At 41.0% G+C, this 20,882-nt stretch carries 18 protein-coding genes; 11 read left to right on the top strand and 7 right to left on the bottom strand.

What is annotated here, in order from left to right; all coding sequences use genetic code 11:
• Positions 1–27: 27 nt before the first annotated feature.
• Positions 28–1,539, top strand: coding sequence for a protein kinase (locus tag KV40_RS26835; protein ID WP_036487672.1), 1,512 nt, complete (start codon positions 28–30; stop codon positions 1,537–1,539).
• Positions 1,540–1,541: 2 nt separating this feature from the next.
• Here KV40_RS26835 and KV40_RS26830 read toward each other — a convergent pair whose 3' ends face one another.
• The 3 genes from KV40_RS26830 to KV40_RS26820 all read right to left on the bottom strand — a co-directional run bounded on the left by KV40_RS26830 (position 1,542) and on the right by KV40_RS26820 (position 3,941).
• The gene (locus tag KV40_RS26830; RefSeq protein ID WP_036487670.1) at positions 1,542–2,621 is read right to left on the bottom strand and encodes a glycosyl transferase; all 1,080 of its coding nucleotides are present in this window, start codon (positions 2,619–2,621) and stop codon (positions 1,542–1,544) included.
• Between the two features lie 60 nt (positions 2,622–2,681).
• Positions 2,682–3,557 carry an SDR family oxidoreductase gene (locus KV40_RS26825; RefSeq protein ID WP_036487668.1) on the bottom strand — a complete coding sequence of 292 codons (876 nt, stop codon included), beginning with the start codon at positions 3,555–3,557 and terminating at the stop codon, positions 2,682–2,684.
• Between the two features lie 108 nt (positions 3,558–3,665).
• Positions 3,666–3,941 (bottom strand): hypothetical protein, encoded by a 276-nt coding sequence (locus KV40_RS26820; protein ID WP_253274396.1) that lies wholly within the window; start codon positions 3,939–3,941, stop codon positions 3,666–3,668.
• Between the two features lie 85 nt (positions 3,942–4,026).
• Between KV40_RS26820 and KV40_RS26815 the strand changes: the two genes are divergently transcribed.
• The gene (locus KV40_RS26815) at positions 4,027–4,713 is read left to right on the top strand and encodes a phosphatase PAP2 family protein (protein WP_036487664.1); all 687 of its coding nucleotides are present in this window, start codon (positions 4,027–4,029) and stop codon (positions 4,711–4,713) included.
• A gap of 41 nt (positions 4,714–4,754) precedes the next feature.
• On the opposite strand, the gene ylqF is transcribed toward KV40_RS26815, so the two are convergent.
• A complete protein-coding gene (ylqF, locus tag KV40_RS26810) occupies positions 4,755–5,603 on the bottom strand; it encodes a ribosome biogenesis GTPase YlqF (protein WP_172657353.1) in 849 nt (282 codons plus the stop codon).
• A gap of 161 nt (positions 5,604–5,764) precedes the next feature.
• Complete coding sequence (locus KV40_RS26805) at positions 5,765–6,973, bottom strand: S-layer homology domain-containing protein (protein ID WP_036487662.1); 1,209 nt, start codon at positions 6,971–6,973, stop codon at positions 5,765–5,767.
• Positions 6,974–7,310: 337 nt separating this feature from the next.
• Between KV40_RS26805 and KV40_RS35355 the strand changes: the two genes are divergently transcribed.
• Positions 7,311–7,466, top strand: a complete 156-nt coding sequence (locus KV40_RS35355) for a hypothetical protein (RefSeq protein ID WP_156114202.1) — start codon at positions 7,311–7,313, stop codon at positions 7,464–7,466.
• A gap of 99 nt (positions 7,467–7,565) precedes the next feature.
• On the opposite strand, the gene gltB is transcribed toward KV40_RS35355, so the two are convergent.
• Positions 7,566–12,209 carry a glutamate synthase large subunit gene (gene gltB, locus KV40_RS26800; RefSeq protein WP_052055996.1) on the bottom strand — a complete coding sequence of 1,548 codons (4,644 nt, stop codon included), beginning with the start codon at positions 12,207–12,209 and terminating at the stop codon, positions 7,566–7,568.
• Between the two features lie 903 nt (positions 12,210–13,112).
• Here gltB and KV40_RS26795 point away from each other — a divergent pair.
• From KV40_RS26795 to KV40_RS26760, 8 genes are all read left to right on the top strand, one after another.
• The gene (locus KV40_RS26795; RefSeq protein WP_036487660.1) at positions 13,113–13,529 is read left to right on the top strand and encodes a cupin domain-containing protein; all 417 of its coding nucleotides are present in this window, start codon (positions 13,113–13,115) and stop codon (positions 13,527–13,529) included.
• A 120-nt stretch (positions 13,530–13,649) separates the two neighbouring features.
• Positions 13,650–14,000, top strand: coding sequence for an iron-sulfur cluster assembly accessory protein (locus tag KV40_RS26790; protein ID WP_036487657.1), 351 nt, complete (start codon positions 13,650–13,652; stop codon positions 13,998–14,000).
• Positions 14,001–14,135: 135 nt separating this feature from the next.
• Complete coding sequence (gene rpsL / locus KV40_RS26785; protein WP_036487656.1) at positions 14,136–14,507, top strand: 30S ribosomal protein S12; 372 nt, start codon at positions 14,136–14,138, stop codon at positions 14,505–14,507.
• 287 nt (positions 14,508–14,794) lie between these two features.
• Positions 14,795–15,265: a 30S ribosomal protein S7 gene (rpsG, locus tag KV40_RS26780; RefSeq protein ID WP_036487654.1), complete on the top strand. Its 471-nt coding sequence runs from the start codon at positions 14,795–14,797 to the stop codon at positions 15,263–15,265.
• Positions 15,266–15,405: 140 nt separating this feature from the next.
• Positions 15,406–17,481: an elongation factor G gene (gene fusA / locus KV40_RS26775; protein WP_036487652.1), complete on the top strand. Its 2,076-nt coding sequence runs from the start codon at positions 15,406–15,408 to the stop codon at positions 17,479–17,481.
• Between the two features lie 26 nt (positions 17,482–17,507).
• Positions 17,508–18,737: an elongation factor Tu gene (tuf, locus tag KV40_RS26770; protein ID WP_036487650.1), complete on the top strand. Its 1,230-nt coding sequence runs from the start codon at positions 17,508–17,510 to the stop codon at positions 18,735–18,737.
• Between the two features lie 128 nt (positions 18,738–18,865).
• Positions 18,866–19,183 carry a 30S ribosomal protein S10 gene (gene rpsJ / locus KV40_RS26765; RefSeq protein ID WP_018399487.1) on the top strand — a complete coding sequence of 106 codons (318 nt, stop codon included), beginning with the start codon at positions 18,866–18,868 and terminating at the stop codon, positions 19,181–19,183.
• 191 nt (positions 19,184–19,374) lie between these two features.
• Entirely contained in the window at positions 19,375–20,019 is a 645-nt protein-coding gene (locus KV40_RS26760) for an LON peptidase substrate-binding domain-containing protein (protein ID WP_036487644.1), read from the top strand.
• A 7-nt stretch (positions 20,020–20,026) separates the two neighbouring features.
• Here the strand turns inward: KV40_RS26760 and pheA are convergent, their stop codons facing one another.
• Positions 20,027–20,872 (bottom strand): prephenate dehydratase, encoded by an 846-nt coding sequence (gene pheA / locus KV40_RS26755; RefSeq protein WP_036487642.1) that lies wholly within the window; start codon positions 20,870–20,872, stop codon positions 20,027–20,029.
• Positions 20,873–20,882 lie beyond the last annotated feature (10 nt).

Raw genomic sequence — 20,882 nt, 5'->3', positions numbered from 1 at the left:
TAAATTGCAATATCTTTGAGACTTTAGATGAAGTCAATAGTCGGAACACTTATAGGCGATCGCTATTTTATCGTACGAGAATTGAGACGCGAACCTTTAGGCGCATTATATCTAGCTTGCGATCGCCACAGTTTAGAAAACTCTCAGTGTCAGATAGAAAGACTTTATTTTCCGTCTCAAAATAATACTGCCAATTGGCAATTTTGGCAGAATTTGACCAAGCTCTTTCAAACAGAAGCACTTGCTTTAAAAAATTTGGGGCAGAATTTACAAATTCCGCAACTGTTAGACTATTTTGTTGAAGAAAGGGAGTTTTACTTAGTAACGGAATTATGTACGGGTAAAACTTTAGAGCAGCATCTAACAGATAAACCTTTAAATGAATTAGAAGCAATCTTTTGGTTGCAAAGCAGCTTAGAAGTTCTAAAATTTATTCATCAAAAGCAAATTCTACATCTCAATATTAGACCCGAAAATCTAATTCAGCTTCAGTCAGACAAGCAAATAACTTTGTCCAATTTCGGTACGATAAGAAATTCTTTGGAATTGTTTTATCGACAGCAGCCATCGCCATTAGTTCGTCAAAGTTATGACGATTATGTCTCAATAGAACAGCGTGAGGGTAGCCCAAACTACAGTAGCGATCTTTATGCTTTAGGAAAAACAATTGTTTATGCCCTGACGGGAGAAGTTCCGAAACTACAGAATGTCGATCGGGCTAACTATCAAAAACCACTATTAGCAGAAATAAGCAATCGTACTAGAGTAAATATCAGCTACAAACTTAATAGAATTCTCAGTAAAATGATTGACGAAAATTCGGCGGCACGTTACCAATCTGCTGCTGAAGCGATCGCCGAACTAAAGCAAGAAGAAAACACGGTTGCTTTACCCCTTCCTTTTACTTTACCTCCTCGCGAAAAAAAAATCTCAGCTAGGAATAAACCGACGAAATCCAAGTTGAAAGCCGATCGAAAAATTAAGTTTGGGGCGTTACTATTATTACCTTTTGCTGTAGCATTAATTATTTTATTTATTGGTTTTAATCGCAACATTTATCGCAATTTTTCTTCATACGTAAATAGTAATTATTATCTAGCAATTAAATATCCACCAAATTGGACTATACAAGAATCAGAAGATCCAATTACGGGAGAAATAGTAGTTTTTACTTCACCTTTAAAACAGCCTTCAGATCCATTTAGAGAAAGCGTTTATATTTCTGTAGAATATTTGTCTTTTAATTCTGTGTCTTTAGATGAGTATCTTCAAACAACTATCCAACGCCTCGAACAAGAAGGTAATAAGTTAGAAGGCGCACCAGAAAGAACTATGCTTGCCAACTATCAGGCTAGAACAATAGTTTATTCCCGACAGGAAAATGGCTTGCAACTAAAGCAAAAAGAAACGTTTGCGGCGATCGATAACCGCATCTATATTGTGACTTACGTAGCAGAAGCAACTCAATACGATGAATATCTTAAAACCACACAAAAAATGCTGGAATCTTTAGATATTGAGTTGCCATTTTACAATTAAATTTAGCTAGTGAGAAAAGTAATAATTTCTCTGGCAATTGTCTCTGCACCATTTGTAGCTAAAGTAGTTTTTTTACGGGGTGGTAATGAATCGTGATGCAGAAAATCCCATTCTCCCTCAAAAAAGTTTTCAGGGGTAATAATTTGATGGTAAGAATGATCGCGAATACCATTAATTAGTATTTCAGATTCGGCAAAGTCTTGGCGTGTTAGAGAAACTATCGGCACGTTTTGACATAAAGCTTCAGAAAAAGTACTAAAGCCAGGTTTAGAAAATACTCTACCGCATACGGGCATAAAGTCTAAGGGACGAAGAAAACTATCATTAATTTTGAGCAAATTAGGTAAATCTGGCGCGTAGCGGTCGAAGGTAATAAATTGCCAGTCGGAGAACCGCTGTAAGTTGTGGTAGGGAATAGCCTGAATTCCCAAACCACCAAAGGTAAGCAATACGGTTTTTTCTGGAGGGGTGTTTAAATTAAATTTTTGCTGTAGTTCTTCTTTACTGTAGCGAGGTCGATCGCCAATCAAACCAACATCGGTAATGTTAGGAAAAGCACTCATCGGTTCGCATAAAGGTAAGCGAAACAGGCGATCGCTCTGGTAATAATGCTTTTTAATCCAGGTAGTGACTTCTTGAAAAGGTTCGCCCCAATGGCTATAGATATAGTCCCAACCAAAATTGCTAACCATCCAGCAGGGAATTTTTGCCGCCTTAGCGATCGCTGTAGCCAAAGCAGGGACATCGGCTAAAATGAGTCCCACGTTATTATTACGAATAAACTCAACTTCTTCGGTAATAATTGCGGCTTCACTAGCAATAATGTGCTGCATTTTTTTCAAAGTCGCCTGTTTATCCATTTTTAGACTATCGCTTTGAATGACTCCCACATCAAAAATACGAGGACGATAATCAAAGTCTGTAGTTAAATAAGATTTTAGTAACCACTGAGGAGCAACGGTGACAAAAATAATCGAAATATTGGAATTGAGTTGCTGTAGTTTACTGGCAATAGTAGCGGCGCGAACCGCATGACCGAAACCGTGTCCTGTAACTGCGATATATACTGCTGGTTGAGCCATAAATTAAAATGCTATTCGATCCTTTCCCAACCACGAGTATAGTGTAAATTTTTTAATTCTTTAGTTTCCTAAATAACGCCGTAGAAAACTCTCTAAAGACTCCATTTTAATTTCAAAAGTCGATTCTAGACGGGCAATTTCATCCATATTGCAGAAAAACTCGTGTGCCAGCAAAGTCCGTAGGGTACCCAGAGATTTTTGTAGCTGAGGATTGATTAAGCCAATTCCCGATCGCAAGCCATCAAATAAGGTTAACGGGGGATTAATAACAATCGGATCTTTATCAAATAAACGAGCAAAAATACGGGGAATATCTTCTCGTTTGAGAATATCGGGACCTCCGACAGCGAAAGTTTGGTTTTTAGCTGGTTCGGTAGTGGTAGAAGCGATCGCAATTGTAGCCAGGTCATCAGTACTGACAATCGAAGAACGATTTTTAGGATCGCCGATCAGTAAATAAATACCCGTATCGCGAAATCTTTCTGCTAGAGGTAAAAGATTGTTAGCAAATCCCGAAGGACGCAAAATAGTATAGTTTAACCCGCTAGCCGCTAAATATTTTTCTACTTCTCTTTTGGCTTTGAAGGTGGCAGAATCTTGATAGCCTCTGTCGGCACCCAGAACCGAAATAAAGACAAAATGTTCGACATTGTTTTCTATAGCGCGATCTATTAGATCGATATTAGCTCGATAGTCTAACGCCTGAGCATTCTTGCCAGAACCATGACAGCTAATGATATAGCGCACATCTCGACAAGCTTTGGTAATGTCTCTTTCCTGTCTTAAATCGCCAATAAAAATTTCCGCACCTCGATCTGCTAGTTCTCCGTAATTAGCAGATAAACGCGCAAAAGCACGGACTGGCATATCTTTGTCTCTTAATTGTCTGACAACTCTACGTCCTAAAGATCCTGTCGCACCAGTAACCAAATACATTGCCACTATTTATCTCCATCTCCGTACTGTGTTTATTATATATAGCAATTTTCGGTCATATAAATTGTACTTCGGTTGATATAGGCTCTAGGCACTAGGTTTTGGGTTTTAAGAAAATAAATCGCACACTAATTCGCCAAGGCTATTGGGTTTGAAGGGAATTGCTACTTTACCTTTTCTAGTAACGGTGCGATCGCCTTTGGCGGTACGCGGAGCGTAATCGCGACAATTATAGATTTCTTTAACTCTTCGTTTACCGTCGATCTCTACCTTGGTTCGATATTCCCAATAGTTTTTTGCACTACGTTTGATTCTGACTATACAAAGCTTTTGCCCTTTTATATTGCGACACATATCGATGGCTAGAGCTGGAGAGGTAGTCAAATAAAAGAACGACAAGATTAATAAAATTATCCCTATGTATTTCATTTTTTGGTGTAGAAAATTACCAAATTTTAGAATAAATCTTATGATTAGATTTTTAATAAATTTTTGGAGCCGCCATATCCATCCTCGGATTGCCTCATTAATTGCTACAGTTGGCATTTTTGGGCTTTCTATTTCTTTATTAACTTTGTATGTTCTTGCCCAGCTTGCCGAGGAGGTTTTAGAACGAGAAGCTTTTGCTTTTGATAAAACAATACTCCTCTCGATTCATTCTGTTGCTAATTCCCATTTAGATCGAGTAATGCTTGTGGTTACAAGTTTGGGGAATCCACCTGTAGTGGTTCCGATTTTCGGAATTAGTTTAATAATTCTTTGGTGGCAAGGTAACAATCAAGAAGCCACAATGTTGGCGATCGCTTCTTCTGGAGCATTTATTCTTAACAGGGGATTAAAAGTGTTTTTTAACAAACCTCGTCCCCAACTTTGGACAAAACTAATTGACGAAACATCTTATAGTTTTCCTAGCGGTCATGCTTTAGGTTCGATGGTGCTTTATGGCTTTATTGCTTATTTGCTGGCAACACACTATCCGAAATTTGCTTTTGCTATCTATAGTTTGGCAACAATTTTAATTGGTGCAATTGGTATGAGTCGGCTTTATTTAGGAGTGCATTGGCCAACTGATGTTATCACTGGTTACGGAGTCGGTTTTTTATGGTTAATCAGCTGTGTTACTATGCTGAAGCTACGCCAGAGGAAGCATAATTAAAACGTTCGATAATTAGTAGTGTCAGTGCCATTCTCAAAAGGTTAGTTCGACAATGGCGGAAGTTCTAAAGGAATTGCGCCCATATTGCCCGTACGAAAATCATACAGTATTTGCCGAGCGACTCTTTCTCGATCTCCTTGATACAGGCGATCGCCCAGTTGATATATATAAGCCTCTCCCGTCACACTGTGGGGATCGAGATGGTAGCGCGATTCTAATATGTTGCCAAAATCTAACTCTACTAAAAACTCAACTGCTGCCGCAGCAATTAACTGGTTGTCGTAAGAGGCTTGACCGATATCTTCGCAAATCGCCAATTTTACGGCATCTTCTTGATGGTCTAACTTCCAGGGAATTACACCAGGGGCATCCAATAGTTCGATCTCATCAGAGATTCTTACCCAGCGTAACTGACGAGTTACCCCCGCACGGCGTTCGCTAGCTACAACTTTTTTACCTACCAAACGGTTAATTAAAGCTGATTTGCCCACGTTGGGAAAGCCAATAACTACCGCTCTTACAGGACGGGGACGCATACCGCGATTGCGCCTTCTTTGGTTCATAGTTTTTCCTGCAGTTTGAGCGGCACTCTTAACGGCTTTGATGCCTTTACCTTGTTTGGCATTGGTAAAATAAGGTTGCAGTTGTTGCGACTGATACCACTTCAGCCAGTTATGCTTTACCGCTTCGGGAATCATATCTACGCGGTTTAATACTAAAACTTTAGGTTTGTCACCGATCCATTCGTCGATCTGGGGGTGATGGGAAGCCAGGGGAATTCGCGCATCCAATATTTCCAGAACCACATCGACGCGCTTGAGTTGTTCTTTTAGCTGTCGTTCGGCTTTGGCAATATGACCTGGATACCATTGAATAGAAGGAATTGACATATATAGCAAAAGTTAAAAGTCAAAAGTTAAAAGTTAAAAGTTAAAAGTTAAAAGTAGCAAGTACTAATTTATATACGTAATGCGATATGTCTTTTTAAATCAAAACTTAAAAAGCGCGATTGCAGCAATCGCGCCTCTATAGTTATTTATAAATTAATAATCTATTGATTGGATGGGTTGACGATATGTTCGGAGTCAATTGCCTCGACTTTACCCGTCTGAACTAAAGCTTGGTAAATCATCGCCGCTACTTCAGCACGAGTAGCAGGTTGATTGGGATTGAGAGCATTATTAGCAAAATCAGGACGATTTACCAGTAAACCTGCTTCTGTCGCTGCTGCTACTTGTTCTGTCGCCCAGTCGGGAATCCCATCGCGATCGTTAAACTGTTGTAGAATTGCTTGAGGTTCTTGAGATGGTGTCAGTCCCAAACCAGTAGCCAAAGCAACTAAAACTTGATAGCGAGGGATGTTCTCTAAGGGACGAAACTCACTATCGGAGTATCCTTTCATAAACCCCATACCGACCGTTTTATTAATATCAGTGGCGATCGCGTTTTGGTCTGTAATATCGGTAAAGCTTTTTGATGCCTGATTTTCAGGTCGGTTAAAAGCCATACTAACCATAGTAGCCATACTAGCTCTAGTAATTAGTTTGTTTGGCTCGAAAAGATTTTCTGACGAACCAGTTATCAATCCTTGCTCTGCTAAGGTGGCAACAAAAGGATAAGCCCAATAATCTTGAGAAACATCTTTGAAAACCGTTTTGGGAGTCCCTGCTGTATCGGGTGTTTCTGCTTCTGGTGACTCTGCTATGGGTGTTTTGGGAGTCTCTGGTGTATCGGGTGTTTCTATATCTGGGGTTTCCGTTTCGGGAGTAGTTAATACTGGTGGCGAGCCGATTTGAGGCGATTCGACTACTTCGGGATTCTCGATCAAACTATCTAAAGTCAAAGGTGTAGGTGTCAACCTGGAACGGGAATCCAACCGAAAATTATTTGCCTGGGGTCGAGCAAAAATAGTTTCACGGTTCGACTCGTTAGAGGGAGATGTAATAGTACCAGTTGTTGACTGGCGATTTAAATATTTAGAACTTCTTTGCAAAGGCTCTGAATCTTCTGAAGTCAATATTCGATTGAAACCAGTATCGGTACTTATTCTTTCCCCTTCGCCGCGATCTTCGCCTAAAGATAAAAAATTATTATTTGACTGTGAAAAAGTCTTCGAGCCAATTTTATTACCCAAAGACCAGAATAATATCGCACCAACAGTGGTAAAAGCGACAATAATCCCAACCATTTCGTCAAAAGTAACGACTGGTCTTCTTTGAGGCTCGTTATTCTCTGGTGGCTGAGGTGATAAATTAGTCATAAGCTACAAGCTATATATATTTTTTAGTAAACGAGTATTTGTCTAACGGTTTGGCAATTAGAGAAATAGTAGTAAAAAACGTTCGCCATCCGAGCTTTAACAAAAGAAAATATAGAACTTTATTTTGTCAAGAACCGCTGTAAAAATAATATATGTATATAGAGTAATGGCGATCGGCAATTTTATAACGTTTTTAAAAAAAATTTCTTTAAGCTCGACTGAGCGTTGAATTTGCCAAATTTACGCCTATGCCTAAGCTAATTTGTCTGGGAGCATTACTGCTAAAGAAAAAGACCCTGATGTAACCTTGAAACTTACTTCCAGATTCAAGTAAGTTTTGCCTGGTTGGATCGTTATTAACTCTGGTGTGATAAGAGATAATACTAGAGGCGCACTCTGGTCTTTAATGCGATCGCACTCAGACTACTCCAAATTTCTCAAAGCTGAAGATGGCGTACATTTTAATCGACAAGGTTATGAATTTTTGACATAAGTTTTAGCGCAGAAAATTCAATTGATTGTGTATTAGTTAACAAATAAAAAAAGACTGGCAGCTATTTACCAGTCTTAAACATTTAATTCAAACTATTGTCTACACGGAAGTAAGAGGTTGTTCTGCTTCTTCCATAACTACATCAGCCTTAACTTCGGGACTCTCAGCTTCTGAGGGCGGTACTACCTGCCAGAATTGACCGAGATAAGTATCCCAATTGTCTAAAATCTTCTGACCTTTAGAACTACCAGTTTTAGCTACGTGATTGACAATCATTTCTTTAAGCTGTTTTTCCCCTACAGGAGATGAAACTCTTTGAATGCTGACAATTTCAGGATTGACTTTAGCAGGAAAGGAACCGTCTTCATCTAAAAAGTAGCCCAAGCCGCCAGTCATTCCCGCACCGACGTTACGACCCGCAACACCTAAAACTACAATCGCGCCACCAGTCATATATTCGCAGCAGTGATCGCCAGCACCTTCAATGACCGCTTTACCAAAGGAGTTACGGACGGCAAATCTTTCTCCCGCTCTACCGTTGACGTAAAGAATGCCACCAGTAGCACCATAAATACAGGTGTTACCAACAATGACGTTAGCTGCGGCATCATAAGCGGCAGCTTCAGGAGGGGTAATCACAATTTCGCCACCGTGCATTCCTTTGCCTACATAGTCATTGGCTTCGCCACGCAGAGTTAAATTCATGCCAGGAAGATTAAAGGCACCAAAGCTCTGTCCTGCATAACCGTGAAAATTAAGGTTTATTTCGCCGCTAAAGCCAGTGTTGCCATATTTAGAAGCGATCGTCCCTGCAATACGTCCGCCAACGCTGCGATCGGTATTGACAATTTTTACTTCTTTAGTAACTTTGCCGCTATTAGCGATCGCCTCGGTAATTTCTGAATCTGCCAGTAATTCATCATCAAGAACCGCACCGTTACTATGAACTGCTTCGTGTTCCAGCCAACTGCGGTCTTCTCTAACATCGGGCAGATTGAGCAAGCAGTCTAAATTCAAGCTGTTAGTTTTGGTTAGTTTGAGATCTTCACGCTGAGTTAATAAGTCGGTGCGTCCGATAATGTCGGCAAGATTGCGATAACCCAGTTTAGCTAGCAGCGATCGCACTTCTTCAGCAACAAAATAGAAGAAGTTGACTACATGGTCGGGAATACCGCTAAAGCGTTTTCTGAGTTTTTCTTGCTGGGTGGCAACGCCTACAGGACAGGTATTTAGATGACAGACTCGTGCCATAATACAGCCTTCGGCAATCATCGACACCGAACCAAAGCCGTATTCTTCGGCTCCCATTAGTGCCGCCATTACTACATCCCAGCCCGTTCTCAAACCACCGTCAGCACGTAAAATGACGCGATCGCGCAACTGATTACCTAATAGTACGCGATGTACTTCGGTCACTCCCAATTCCCAGGCTACCCCTGCGTGCTTGATCGAACTGAGGGGAGATGCTCCCGTACCCCCTTCATGACCCGAAATCATAATTACGTCGGCGTTGGCTTTAGCTACGCCAGCAGCGATTGTGCCAATGCCGATTTCAGCAACTAGTTTAACCGATACTCCTGCTAAAGGATTGATTTGATGCAGGTCAAAAATTAATTGCGCTAAATCTTCAATAGAGTAAATATCATGGTGGGGTGGGGGAGAAATTAAAGTGACCCCTGGTTTGGAACGTCTTAGAGTAGCGATATACGGACTAACTTTCTTCCCTGGTAACTGTCCGCCTTCTCCTGGTTTTGCCCCCTGAGCCATCTTAATTTCTAGCTGTTTGGCAGCGATCAAATATTCTGGAGTTACGCCAAAGCGACCTGATGCTACCTGTTTGACTGCCGAACTAGCAGTGTCGCCGTTTCTCAAACCATTTAGATGGGGTAAGGTAGGTGACTTACCGTCTTCAACGTCATCGAGGACTTTAAAGCGAATCGAATCTTCTCCTCCTTCTCCCGAATTGGATTTACCGCCAATACGATTCATCGCTATAGCCAAAGTTTCATGAGCTTCGCGCGATAGAGAGCCTAAAGACATTGCCCCAGTACAGAAACGCTGAACGATGCTTTCTACCGACTCTACTTGTTCTAAAGGAATTGAATCGCGATCGCTCTTTAAATCTAGTAAGTCGCGTAAAGCGGTAGCGGGACGCTGCTGCAAATGCTGTTTGTAAACTTCGTAATGGTCGTATTGTTTGCTCTCTACCGCTTTGTGTAAGGCTTTTGCCATTTCAGGAGAATTTATATGATATTCTCCGCCTTTTTTGTATTTAATAAAGCCGTAGTTTTCTAGCTTTTTACCCTGAAATTCAGGAAAAGCCCGCGCGTGAAAAGCTACTACTTCCTGTGCGAGTTCGGTAAGAGTCAAACCACCCAAACGCGAGGTAGTCCCAGCAAATGCTAAGTTAACCAAATCTACTCCCAATCCTAAAGCCTCAAAAATTTGCGCTCCGTGATAGGAAGAAAGTAAAGAAATCCCCATTTTGGAGAGAATTTTTAACAATCCCGCCTCGATCGCCTTACGATAGTTATACTGTGCTTGAGCTTGGGTAATTGTCTCCAATCGCTCATTTTTCATCAACTTCTGGGTTTTAGGATCGCTCCACCACTGCCTGACAGTTTCCAAAGTTAGATAAGGACAAATAGCCGAAGCTCCGTAGCCTACCAAACAAGCAAAGTGATGGGTACTCCAACATTGCGCCGTATCCGCGACTAAAGAAACTCTCAAGCGCAAACCTTCTTTAATTAAATGCTGATGAACCGCTCCTACAGCTAATAGCGGTGGGATATAGCTATATTCTTCGCCAATTTTATGTTCGGCAGGGCGATCGCTCAACACGATAATTTCAGTGCCAGCTTTTACTGCTGCTGCTGCTGCATCGCATAAATTATTTACCGCAGTTTCCAATCCAGCAGGACCCGTAGCTATGGGATATAGGGTAGAAAGTGTTCGATTGGGAAATTCAGATGCCGTAATTGCGGCTAATTCTTCATCATTTAAGATAGGCGAATCTAGTTTCAACAATCTCGCATCTTCTGGCTTGAGATTAAGTAAATTGCCCTTCGAGCCTAACTGCATTGACAGAGACATTACCAAACTTTCTCTCAAAGGATCGATTGGGGGATTCGTTACTTGAGCAAATCTCTGTTTGAAGTAATCGTATAATAGGCGAGGTTTGTCTGACAGTACCGCCAAAGGGATATCATCACCCATACAGAAAGTCGGCTCTTTACCATTAATCGCCATCGACTCGACGATCATTTCTACGTCTTCGGCAGTATAGCCAAAAGCAGTTTGCTGTTTGAGCAAATCTTCAGGATTCAGTAGGTTTTCGTTGCCAAATTCTTGCTTTTCAATTGACTGACGATATTGTTTTACCCACTTTCCATAAGGTTTGGTTTGGGCTATTCGCTGTTTAATTTCCCAGTTACGCAATACTTCATTGGTTTGTAAATCGACAACAATTGTCTGCCCCGGACCCAATCTACCTTTTTCAATGATTTCGGCTTCGGGTAAATCGACAACCCCCGTTTCTGAAGCTACGATTACATAACCATCTTTAGTAATGCTGTAGCGAGCGGGACGCAACCCGTTACGGTCTAATGTCGCACCAACAGTTTTGCCATCGCTATAAACCAAGAGCGCGGGTCCATCCCAAGGTTCTTGTAAACCACTATGATATTCGTAAAAATCTACAATATCGGGATATTCTTGCAAAGACGGCTGATTTTGATAGGCTTCAGGTACCAAAATCATTGTTGCTTCTGGTATACTCCGTCCTGTACGCACTAGCAACTCCATCGCGCTATCGAGATTGTAAGAGTCGCTATTGTCATTATTGACGATTGGAGTTAACGCCTCAATTTCTTCTTGCTGCCAACCAGGTAACAAGTCTTCGGTAAAACCATCTACTAGTTCTTTTTCTCTGGTTGCCATCCAATTGATGTTGCCAAGCAAAGTATTGATTTCGCCGTTGTGACCCAGCAGGCGCATCGGTTGGGCAAAGGGCCACTTAGGCATAGTATTGGTACTAAAGCGGCGGTGATAGACGGCAAAAATACTTTCGTAATCGGGATTAGTTAAATCTCGATAAAAATTACCTAATACTGCTGCCCGCACCATGCCTTTATAGACAATTGTGCGACAAGAGAAGGAGCAAATATAAAAAGTATCGGATAGTTCTTTGCCGACTTGGGATCTAGCTATATATAGCTTGCGGTCTAGTTCGTCTCCCGACAGATTGTCTGGTGAAGTGACAATGATTTGTTCGATTTGAGGTTGATTGTCTTTAGCTTGTTCCCCCAAAACATCAGGATTTATCGGTACCTGCCGCCAGCCTGAAATTTCTAAATTTTCTTTCCTAACGGCTTGTTCGATAAATGTTTTACATTCTGAAGCTAGTTCGGGTTCCTGGGGTAAAAAAACCATTCCCACCCCCCAGGCTTCTGCTGGCGGCATTTCTATGTCATGCTCTGCAAACCAGCTGGCAAATATTTTGTCGGGTAAACTAGTCATTACTCCAGAACCATCTCCCGAATCACCATCGGCACTACAGCCACCGCGATGCTCCATACAACCTAAAGCACTCAATGCTTGTTCGACTAGCTTATGACTACTTCTACCATCTTGGTAAGCAATAAATCCTACTCCACAAGCATCTCTTTCCTCTACTAGCCACCGTTGACCGTTAAATGGTCGAGCGGTATACTCTTCTTGATTTTTATTGATTTTTTGGTTCATTTCTTGCTCACTCTAACTAAATGTAATTAATTTATTAAATAACTTTTAAGACAGGATTCAAAAATAGAAGATAAAGTATTTTAAAATGCTTTTTTCGTCGTCTTGCATAGTGAAAATTATAATTTTATAAAAACTCACAATTTATAGTCGTTGAGAGCGATCGCTTGCTTTAGTCGCACATAACATAAAAAAACTTTTAATATACATACACAAAGTTGTTGGTTATATAACTGTCAGCAAGGCTAGAACTGAATTGTTCTGATAACTAATCAAGACTTACAGCAAGACAGTAGCGCGTTTATGATTGTAAAAAAAACTTAAGGTTTTACGAAGTGAACGTCATCTTTGCCGTATTTTGCCCAGCATTTCCATGCGCCATACATTAATTAGCGTGTGGTTTTGCTGCTGTCTTGATAGAAAACCGTTCGCCCTAGAAGCTCATTGAAGCAACGAGTCATAATGAATAGCAAAATACCCGCACTATCGTTGGCGATTGCGACAATCTAGCAATCTATGACCACAATAAAGCTTTATCTAATCGTAGATCGTAAAGCACTTAACAATCTTGACACTACGCTCTTAATATTAAAGGTTAGCGAACACTTGCTAGTTTGTTTGGTATAAAAATATACAAAATAACAAAACACTCGTCTTCGATTCGAGCCTAAAGTTTTAAAATAATATAAAATTACTACAGAATTAGGTATTTACTTTACTATAAATTTAACGAATTTGTATATAATTCGCTAAATTAGACCGCTTTTACCCTTATCACTTTAAAAATTATTTGTTATTTTGGATTGGATCGTAGGTAACATCTATGACAAATAAACATAAACATAGAACTACAATCATAAAAAGAATAACGAGTAAACCTAGTATACGCTTGTTAGCGAAAATTTTATGTCTCAATCTACCAAAACTACAGCTAAAGAACATGAGTTGGCAATTCCCGAATCTTTACCTCAAGTAGGAATTACAGCTACCGAAATTCGTCCTTGGGGTTCTTTTACTACCTTGGAGGAAGGTCAAGGTTATAAAATCAAACGTATAGAAGTCAAACCAGGACATCGTTTGAGTCTACAAATGCACCACCATCGCAGCGAACACTGGATAGTAGTTTCGGGTACTGCAAGAGTAGTTTGTGGCGGTGAAGAAAAAATTCTCAGCAGCAATCAGTCTACTTATGTACCTCAATGTACTTCTCATCGACTGGAAAATCCTGGGGTGATCGATTTGGTTTTAATTGAAGTTCAAAACGGTCAATATTTAGGAGAAGACGATATTATTCGTTTTCAAGACGATTACTCTCGTCGGTAAACTCAAAATTATGTAAATAAACCAGGTAAAAATCTGCTCTATAGAGCTTCATACTCGGTCTTTTATATCGAGGTTTTACTGTAGCATTAATTCGGAGATAGATAGAAATAAGAAAAATCGATGGCAATCTATATTAGCCAAAGTGCCGCTAAAGAAATTGAGAGAATTAGAGCGAGTCGCCAACAGCCAGACAGCTTAGTCAGACTGCAAGTCAAAACAGGAGGTTGCTCTGGCTTATTTTATGTTTTAAAGTTAGAAAATCCGCAAACAAAGTCCCTGTCCGCTCCAGCTTCAGAAGAGCGTATATACGAAGTAGGCGCAATAAGTTTTATTGTCGATGCTCGATCCGATGCTTATCTACAGGACTTAAAGTTAGACTATTCAGAAGATTTGATGGGTGGTGGGTTTCGGTTTCAAAATTCTCTGGCGATTGAGAATTGTGACTGTGGTTTGTCATTTACAGTAGAATAGTAAAGCTGCTACAGCAAATATTAATTTAATTTGACATAGCAAGATTATAGTGTTTATAATCAGAATTTGTCTGCTATTATTTTTGGCTTTCAATTTTAAGTTAATGAAGATTTTACCGTAAAGATTACACAGCTTATGCCCACCATACAGCAGCTAATTCGTAGCGAACGCTCTAAATCAAAAAAGAAAACTAAATCTCCCGCTCTCAAAGAGTGTCCTCAACGGCGTGGTGTTTGCACTAGAGTTTATACGACTACACCCAAAAAACCCAACTCGGCACTTAGAAAAGTTGCTAGAGTTCGTTTGACTTCGGGATTTGAAGTTACAGCATATATTCCAGGTATCGGACACAATCTACAGGAGCACTCTGTAGTTTTAATTCGTGGTGGTCGGGTAAAAGATTTGCCAGGTGTACGATATCACATCGTAAGAGGTACCTTAGATACGACGGGAGTAAAAGATAGGAAGCAGGGTCGTTCCAAATATGGTGCCAAGCGTCCCAAGTAAACGGGATACTGTTTGAATTTCCCCAACGGATGATTTAAAAACGCAGGCATTCTCATCTGTAGTAACTATATTTTATTTATATTCATATAGTTAAATGGTTAAGAGATGTCCCTTTTTCCGCTCGGTCGACTATTATTTAGCAGTGAAACACGGCTAAAACTTACCTCAATTAGTGCCAATAGCATAAAGTAAAATTGAGGAAACTCAGAGCGTTTTTCGGCAAAGGTATATTATTTGTATCTGTAAACAAATTGAAACTGTAATTTATATTTTCGTAAGATAAACTAATGTCTCGACGTTCGGTTAGAAAAAAACGTATTGTTCCCCCAGATCCAGTGTATAATAGTCGTTTGGTTAGTATGACTATTAGACGCATCATGCGTAGCGGCAAAAAATCTCTAGCTGCTAACATTATTTACGATGCAATGCAGATGATTGGAGAAAGAACTGGTAATGAACCTTTAGAAGTATTCGAGCAAGCAATTAAGAATCTCACTCCTCTAGTAGAAGTAAAGGCTCGTCGTGTTGGTGGAGCAACTTATCAAGTTCCAATGGAGGTAAGACAGGGTAGGGGTACCACATTGGCTTTACGCTGGCTGATTCAATTTTCTCGCTCCAGGGGAGGTAGAACAATGGCAAGTAAGTTGGCTAACGAAATTATGGATGCCGCTAACGAAACTGGGGGAGCGATGAAAAAGAGAGATGAAACTCATCGCATGGCAGAAGCAAATAAAGCCTTCGCCCACTATCGCTATTAGGTTTTATTCTCGAGAGCGATCGCCTCTTGCTAGAGTACTTAGAAAAGAAACATTAGGAAAAGTATAAAATTGTAGATAAACCCAATAATTTTTAACAAACACAATTAACAATAAATCTTGCCAGCGGCAAGGAGGCATTTGTGGCACGTACTATACCGCTTAAAAAAGTACGTAATATAGGCATCGCGGCACATATTGACGCGGGCAAAACAACAACAACCGAACGAATACTGTTCTACACTGGCATCGCCCATAAAATGGGCGAGGTTCATGATGGAGCTGCAATTACGGACTGGATGGAGCAAGAGAAAGAACGGGGCATTACCATTACTGCGGCTGCCATAAGTACCAGTTGGAATGACCATAAAATAAACATTATCGATACTCCAGGTCACGTTGACTTTACCATCGAAGTAGAACGCTCAATGCGAGTGTTAGATGGCGTAATTGCGGTTTTTTGCTCTGTAGGAGGCGTACAGCCTCAATCCGAAACAGTTTGGCGGCAAGCAAATCGTTATAACGTACCGCGAATTGCCTTTGTCAACAAAATGGATCGTACTGGAGCCAACTTTTTCAAAGTGCACGAACAGATAAGAGAGCGTCTGAGAGCTAATGCGATCGCGATTCAGATACCTATTGGTAGTGAGGCAGAATTTGAAGGAATTATAGATTTGGTGCGGATGAGAGCTAAGATCTATCGCGACGATCTCGGCAAAAACATCGAAGATACAGAAATTCCAAAACAGTTGCTGCCCAAAGCCAAAGAATATCGTGGCAAGTTAATAGAGGCGATCGCTGAAACTGACGAAAAACTTCTCGAAAAATTTATGATGGAGGAAGAATTTGAAGAGGCAGAAATTAAAGCCGCTTTGCGTCAAGGAGCGATCGCTGGTTCGATAGTACCGATGCTCTGCGGTTCTGCTTTTAAAAACAAAGGCGTTCAGTTACTTTTGGATGCAGTAGTAGACTATTTACCCGCTCCTACAGAAGTACCTGCAATTAAAGGGCTATTGCCAGACGGTGGTGAGGCTGTCAGACATTCTGATGACGAAGAACCTTTTGCAGCACTGGCATTCAAAATTGCCTCTGATAAATTTGGTCGTTTGACTTTTATGAGAGTGTATTCTGGCGTTCTGGAAAAAGGTAGCTATGTCTATAACTCTACTAAAGAACAAAAAGAGCGCGTTGCTCGCCTAGTTGTTTTAAAATCCAACGAGCGGATTGAAGTAGATGAGTTGAGAGCAGGAGACTTGGGTGCGGCAGTAGGGTTGAAACAATCTACTACAGGAGACACCTTGTGCGATGAAAGCAATCCGATAATCCTTGAATCTCTGTTCATACCCGAACCTGTAATCTCTGTAGCTGTAGAGCCTCAAACCAAAAGCGACTTTGAAAAATTATCTAAAGCTCTACAAGCACTGTCGGATGAAGATCCCACTTTTCGCGTCAGCACCAACCCCGAAACCAATCAAACCGTAATTGCGGGAATGGGCGAGCTCCATCTAGAAATTTTAGTAGATCGAATGTTGAGAGAGTTTAACGTTGAGGCTACTGTAGGTAAACCCCAGGTGGCTTATCGCGAAACTATTCGCAGAGAGAGCCAAGCAGAAGGGAAATATATCAAACAGAGTGGCGGTAAAGGTCAATACGGTCATGCGGTTATTGAAGTCGAACCTGGAGAACCAGGTACTGGCTTCGAGTTTGTCTCCAAAATTGTCGGTGGAATTATTCCTAAAGAATATATTCCTGCTGTAGAGGAAGGAGTCAAACAAACTTGCGAATCTGGTATCTTATCGGGTTATCCTTTGATAGATATCAGAGTTACTCTAGTTGATGGTTCTTACCACGATGTAGACTCTAATGAAATGGCTTTTAAATTTGCAGGCTCGATGGCAATTAAGGCTGCTGTAAACAAAGCGGCTCCAGTATTGCTAGAGCCAATGATGCAGGTTGAAGTCGAAGTTCCCGAAGATTTCTTGGGAGATGTGATGGGCGACCTTAATTCTCGCCGAGGCAATATTGAGGGAATGAACTCCGAAGAAGGTTTAGCTAAAGTATCTGCAAAAGTACCTTTAGCAGAAATGTTTGGCTATGCTACTGATATCCGCTCCAAAACCCAAGGTCGCGGTATCTTTTCGATGGAGTTCAGCAACTACGATGAAGTGCCTCGCAACGTCGCTGAGGTAATTATCGCTAAACATAAAGGGAACGCATAATATAGAATAAGGAACAAATAAAATTCATGGCACGCGCAAAGTTTGAACGGAATAAAGATCACGCTAATATTGGTACTATCGGTCACGTAGACCACGGTAAAACTACTTTAACAGCCGCAATTACTTTAACTCTGGCAGCCTCAGGTAAAGCTACAGCTAGAAAATATGAAGACATTGATGCCGCTCCCGAAGAAAAAGCACGGGGTATTACCATCAATACGGCTCATGTAGAATATGAAACCGAAAACCGCCACTACGCTCACGTAGACTGTCCCGGACACGCCGACTATGTAAAAAATATGATTACTGGTGCGGCGCAAATGGACGGTGGAATTTTGGTAGTGTCGGCGGCTGACGGTCCGATGCCTCAAACTCGCGAACATATTCTGCTAGCAAAACAAGTAGGAGTTCCTAGCTTGGTCGTATTTATGAATAAAGAAGACCAAGTAGATGATGAAGAACTGCTCGAACTAGTCGAACTGGAAATCCGCGAACTATTAAGTGAATACGAATTTCCTGGAGATGATATTCCAATCGTGGCAGGTTCTGCTCTCAAAGCGGTAGAAGCCCTTACTTCTAACCCTAATATTGCTCAGGGGGATGATGAGTGGGTAGATAAAATTTATGCCTTAATGGACAACGTGGATGAGTATATTCCTACTCCCGAACGTGAAATCGATAAACCTTTCTTAATGGCAGTAGAAGACGTGTTCTCGATTACTGGTCGTGGTACGGTTGCTACAGGACGGATCGAACGGGGTAAGGTTAAGGTTGGTGAAACTATTGAAATTGTGGGCATTAGAGATACTCGTAGCACTACAGTAACTGGCGTAGAGATGTTCCAAAAAACTCTCGACGAAGGTATGGCAGGAGATAATGTCGGCGTTCTACTACGCGGTGTTCAAAAAGAAGATATCGAGCGCGGAATGGTTCTAGCCAAACCAGGTTCGATTACTCCTCACACTCAGTTTGAAGGTGAAGTATACGTACTGACTAAAGAAGAAGGCGGTCGTCATACTCCTTTCTTTAAAAATTATCGTCCTCAATTCTATGTTCGTACTACAGATGTAACTGGCACAATCAAAGATTATACTGCTGATGACGGTAGCGCGGTAGAAATGGTTATGCCTGGCGACCGTATTAAAATGACTGTAGAACTAATCAGCCCAATTGCGATCGAACAAGGAATGCGTTTTGCCATTCGTGAAGGTGGTCGTACTATTGGTGCTGGAGTTGTCGCCAAGATCGTAAAATAGCGATTGAGGCAGTACATCATTACAACCTTAACAGCAGACTTAACTACAAGCTTAAAAATGTAGTCTAAGTCTGCTGCAAGAATTCTGCTTTTTTTAAAACTTGTACCTCGAAAATTAAAGATTAAATAATGGCAACGATTCAACAACAAAAAATACGCATTCGTCTCAAAGCTTTCGATCGCCGCTTACTCGACACATCCTGTGAAAAAATTGTCGATACTGCTAATCGTACCAACGCTACGGCAATTGGTCCTATTCCCCTGCCAACTAAAAGAAGAATTTACTGCGTCTTGCGTTCTCCTCACGTAGATAAAGATTCTCGCGAACATTTTGAAACGCGCACTCATCGACGCATTATCGATATTTACCAGCCTTCATCAAAAACTATTGATGCCTTAATGAAACTAGATTTGCCTGCAGGAGTCGATATCGAAGTGAAGCTGTAATTCATAATTAAACGGAAAATAGTGAAACAGGATCTTACAATTTGTTTTAATTTATATTTAATTATGTTAGTAACTGTTTTACCTTTCGCCTGTTAAAAACAATTTTAAGGGTGATTTTAACCTGTCTTCTCAAGCAAAAATTAGTTAAAGTTAAACAAGAAACAATACGCTTAAGTTAGCTACAAGCTCAGATGACATCTTCTTCGATCGCCGTAAGAGAACTACCTCTATTTCCCCTCCCGGAAGTAGTTTTATTTCCCACTCGCCCCCTACCGCTACACATTTTTGAATTTCGTTATCGCATCATGATGAACACGATTTTAGAAAATGACCGCCGTTTTGGGGTTTTGGCGATCGATCCTGCTACGGGAAAAATCGCTAACTATGGCTGCTGTGCGGAAATTTTGCATTTTCAAAGATTGCCAGACGATCGCATGAAAATGTTAACCCTCGGTCAACAGCGATTTAGAGTCTTAGAATACGTGCGCGAAAAGCCCTATCGAGTGGGATTGGTAGAGTGGATTGAAGACTGCTCTCCCAGTGAAGATTTAAGACCGATAGCCAAAGAAGTCGAAGAACTGTTACGGGATGTGGTTCGGCTGTCTGCCAAACTGACCAATCAAAAAATCGAACTTCCCGACGATTTACCTAGTTTGCCTACAGAACTATCATACTGGGTAGCAAGTAATCTCTACGGCGTAGCTTCAGAACAGCAGTCTTTATTAGAAATGCAGGATACCCTAAAACGCTTACAACGCGAACAAGAAATTTTAAGTTCGACTCGCAATCATTTAGCAGCACGTACCGTACTCAAAGATGCCTTGGGGAATGATTGAAGTATCTCTATTCGGTCATTGGCAGTAAATTGTAGTTACCAAAAATTTTTAGCCTCTCCGTACAGTCGGACAATTCTGCTATAGCCGCTTTTACAGTTGGATCGCTCGAGTTTCCCTCTAGATCGATAAAAAAGATGTATTCTCCTAGCGAACGTTTGGTGGGGCGAGACTCAATTTTACTTAAGTTGAGTTGACGAAAAGCAAAAACTTGCAAAGCGTTAACTAATGCGCCAGGGGCATTCTTAGAAAGACTAAAAGCTAGAGAAAGGTAGTTACCCCCATCACTGGCAGAAAGTCCGACCAGCCAAAAGCGAGTATGGTTATCGGGGCGGTCTTTAATATCTCGTTCTAGTAGTGGTACTTGATAGAGCCGAGCGGCACGGGGAGCAGAAATTGCCGCACACAAGCGATCGCGTTTTAAAAACTGGATGGCTTCAGTAGTAGAACTAGTAGCAATAAGTTTGGCATGGGGCAAAAACTTTTCTAACCACTTTTGGCATTGAGCTAAAGCTTGAGGATGGGAATAAACTGTTTTAATTTCTGCTAAAGAAGCACTGTAAGAAAGTAGCCCATGAGCAATGGGTAAGGTTAATCCCTGAACGATCCTTAGTTTTTCTAATTCCCAGAAAGCATCTAAGACTACTGTGACGCTTCCTCCGATTGAGTTTTCTACCGGAACTACTGCAAAATTAGTTTCTCCGCTAACTACAGAATTTAATGTTTGAGTAATGCCGGGATAGGAGCGTAAAACAGCCTCCTGATGTTTGTGATTAGCTAGCCAACTAGCATATGCTATGGCTGCCGTTTCGGAATTGGTACCAGTAGGACCTAAATAAGCTATTGAAACCTTCATTGCCATGTTT

Source organism: Myxosarcina sp. GI1 (genome assembly GCF_000756305.1).
In the GTDB taxonomy this organism is placed as follows: Bacteria; Cyanobacteriota; Cyanobacteriia; order Cyanobacteriales; family Xenococcaceae; genus Myxosarcina.
This window is presented reverse-complemented; position numbering and strand designations above follow the sequence as displayed.

Bases quoted from the DNA above. Each gene is read 5' to 3' on its own strand.
- ylqF (WP_172657353.1), bottom strand. From the start codon at position 5,603: ATGTCAATTCCTTCTATTCAATGGTATCCAGGTCATATTGCCAAAGCC.
- rpsL (WP_036487656.1), top strand. From the start codon at position 14,136: ATGCCCACCATACAGCAGCTAATTCGTAGCGAACGCTCTAAATCAAAA.
- tuf (WP_036487650.1), top strand. From the start codon at position 17,508: ATGGCACGCGCAAAGTTTGAACGGAATAAAGATCACGCTAATATTGGT.
- rpsJ (WP_018399487.1), top strand. From the start codon at position 18,866: ATGGCAACGATTCAACAACAAAAAATACGCATTCGTCTCAAAGCTTTC.
- KV40_RS26815 (WP_036487664.1), top strand. From the start codon at position 4,027: ATGATTAGATTTTTAATAAATTTTTGGAGCCGCCATATCCATCCTCGG.
- gltB (WP_052055996.1), bottom strand. From the start codon at position 12,209: ATGAACCAAAAAATCAATAAAAATCAAGAAGAGTATACCGCTCGACCA.
- KV40_RS26830 (WP_036487670.1), bottom strand. From the start codon at position 2,621: ATGGCTCAACCAGCAGTATATATCGCAGTTACAGGACACGGTTTCGGT.
- KV40_RS26805 (WP_036487662.1), bottom strand. From the start codon at position 6,973: ATGACTAATTTATCACCTCAGCCACCAGAGAATAACGAGCCTCAAAGA.
- KV40_RS26835 (WP_036487672.1), top strand. From the start codon at position 28: ATGAAGTCAATAGTCGGAACACTTATAGGCGATCGCTATTTTATCGTA.
- pheA (WP_036487642.1), bottom strand. From the start codon at position 20,872: ATGAAGGTTTCAATAGCTTATTTAGGTCCTACTGGTACCAATTCCGAA.
- KV40_RS26760 (WP_036487644.1), top strand. From the start codon at position 19,375: ATGACATCTTCTTCGATCGCCGTAAGAGAACTACCTCTATTTCCCCTC.
- rpsG (WP_036487654.1), top strand. From the start codon at position 14,795: ATGTCTCGACGTTCGGTTAGAAAAAAACGTATTGTTCCCCCAGATCCA.
- KV40_RS26790 (WP_036487657.1), top strand. From the start codon at position 13,650: ATGGCAATCTATATTAGCCAAAGTGCCGCTAAAGAAATTGAGAGAATT.
- KV40_RS26795 (WP_036487660.1), top strand. From the start codon at position 13,113: ATGTCTCAATCTACCAAAACTACAGCTAAAGAACATGAGTTGGCAATT.
- KV40_RS26825 (WP_036487668.1), bottom strand. From the start codon at position 3,557: ATGTATTTGGTTACTGGTGCGACAGGATCTTTAGGACGTAGAGTTGTC.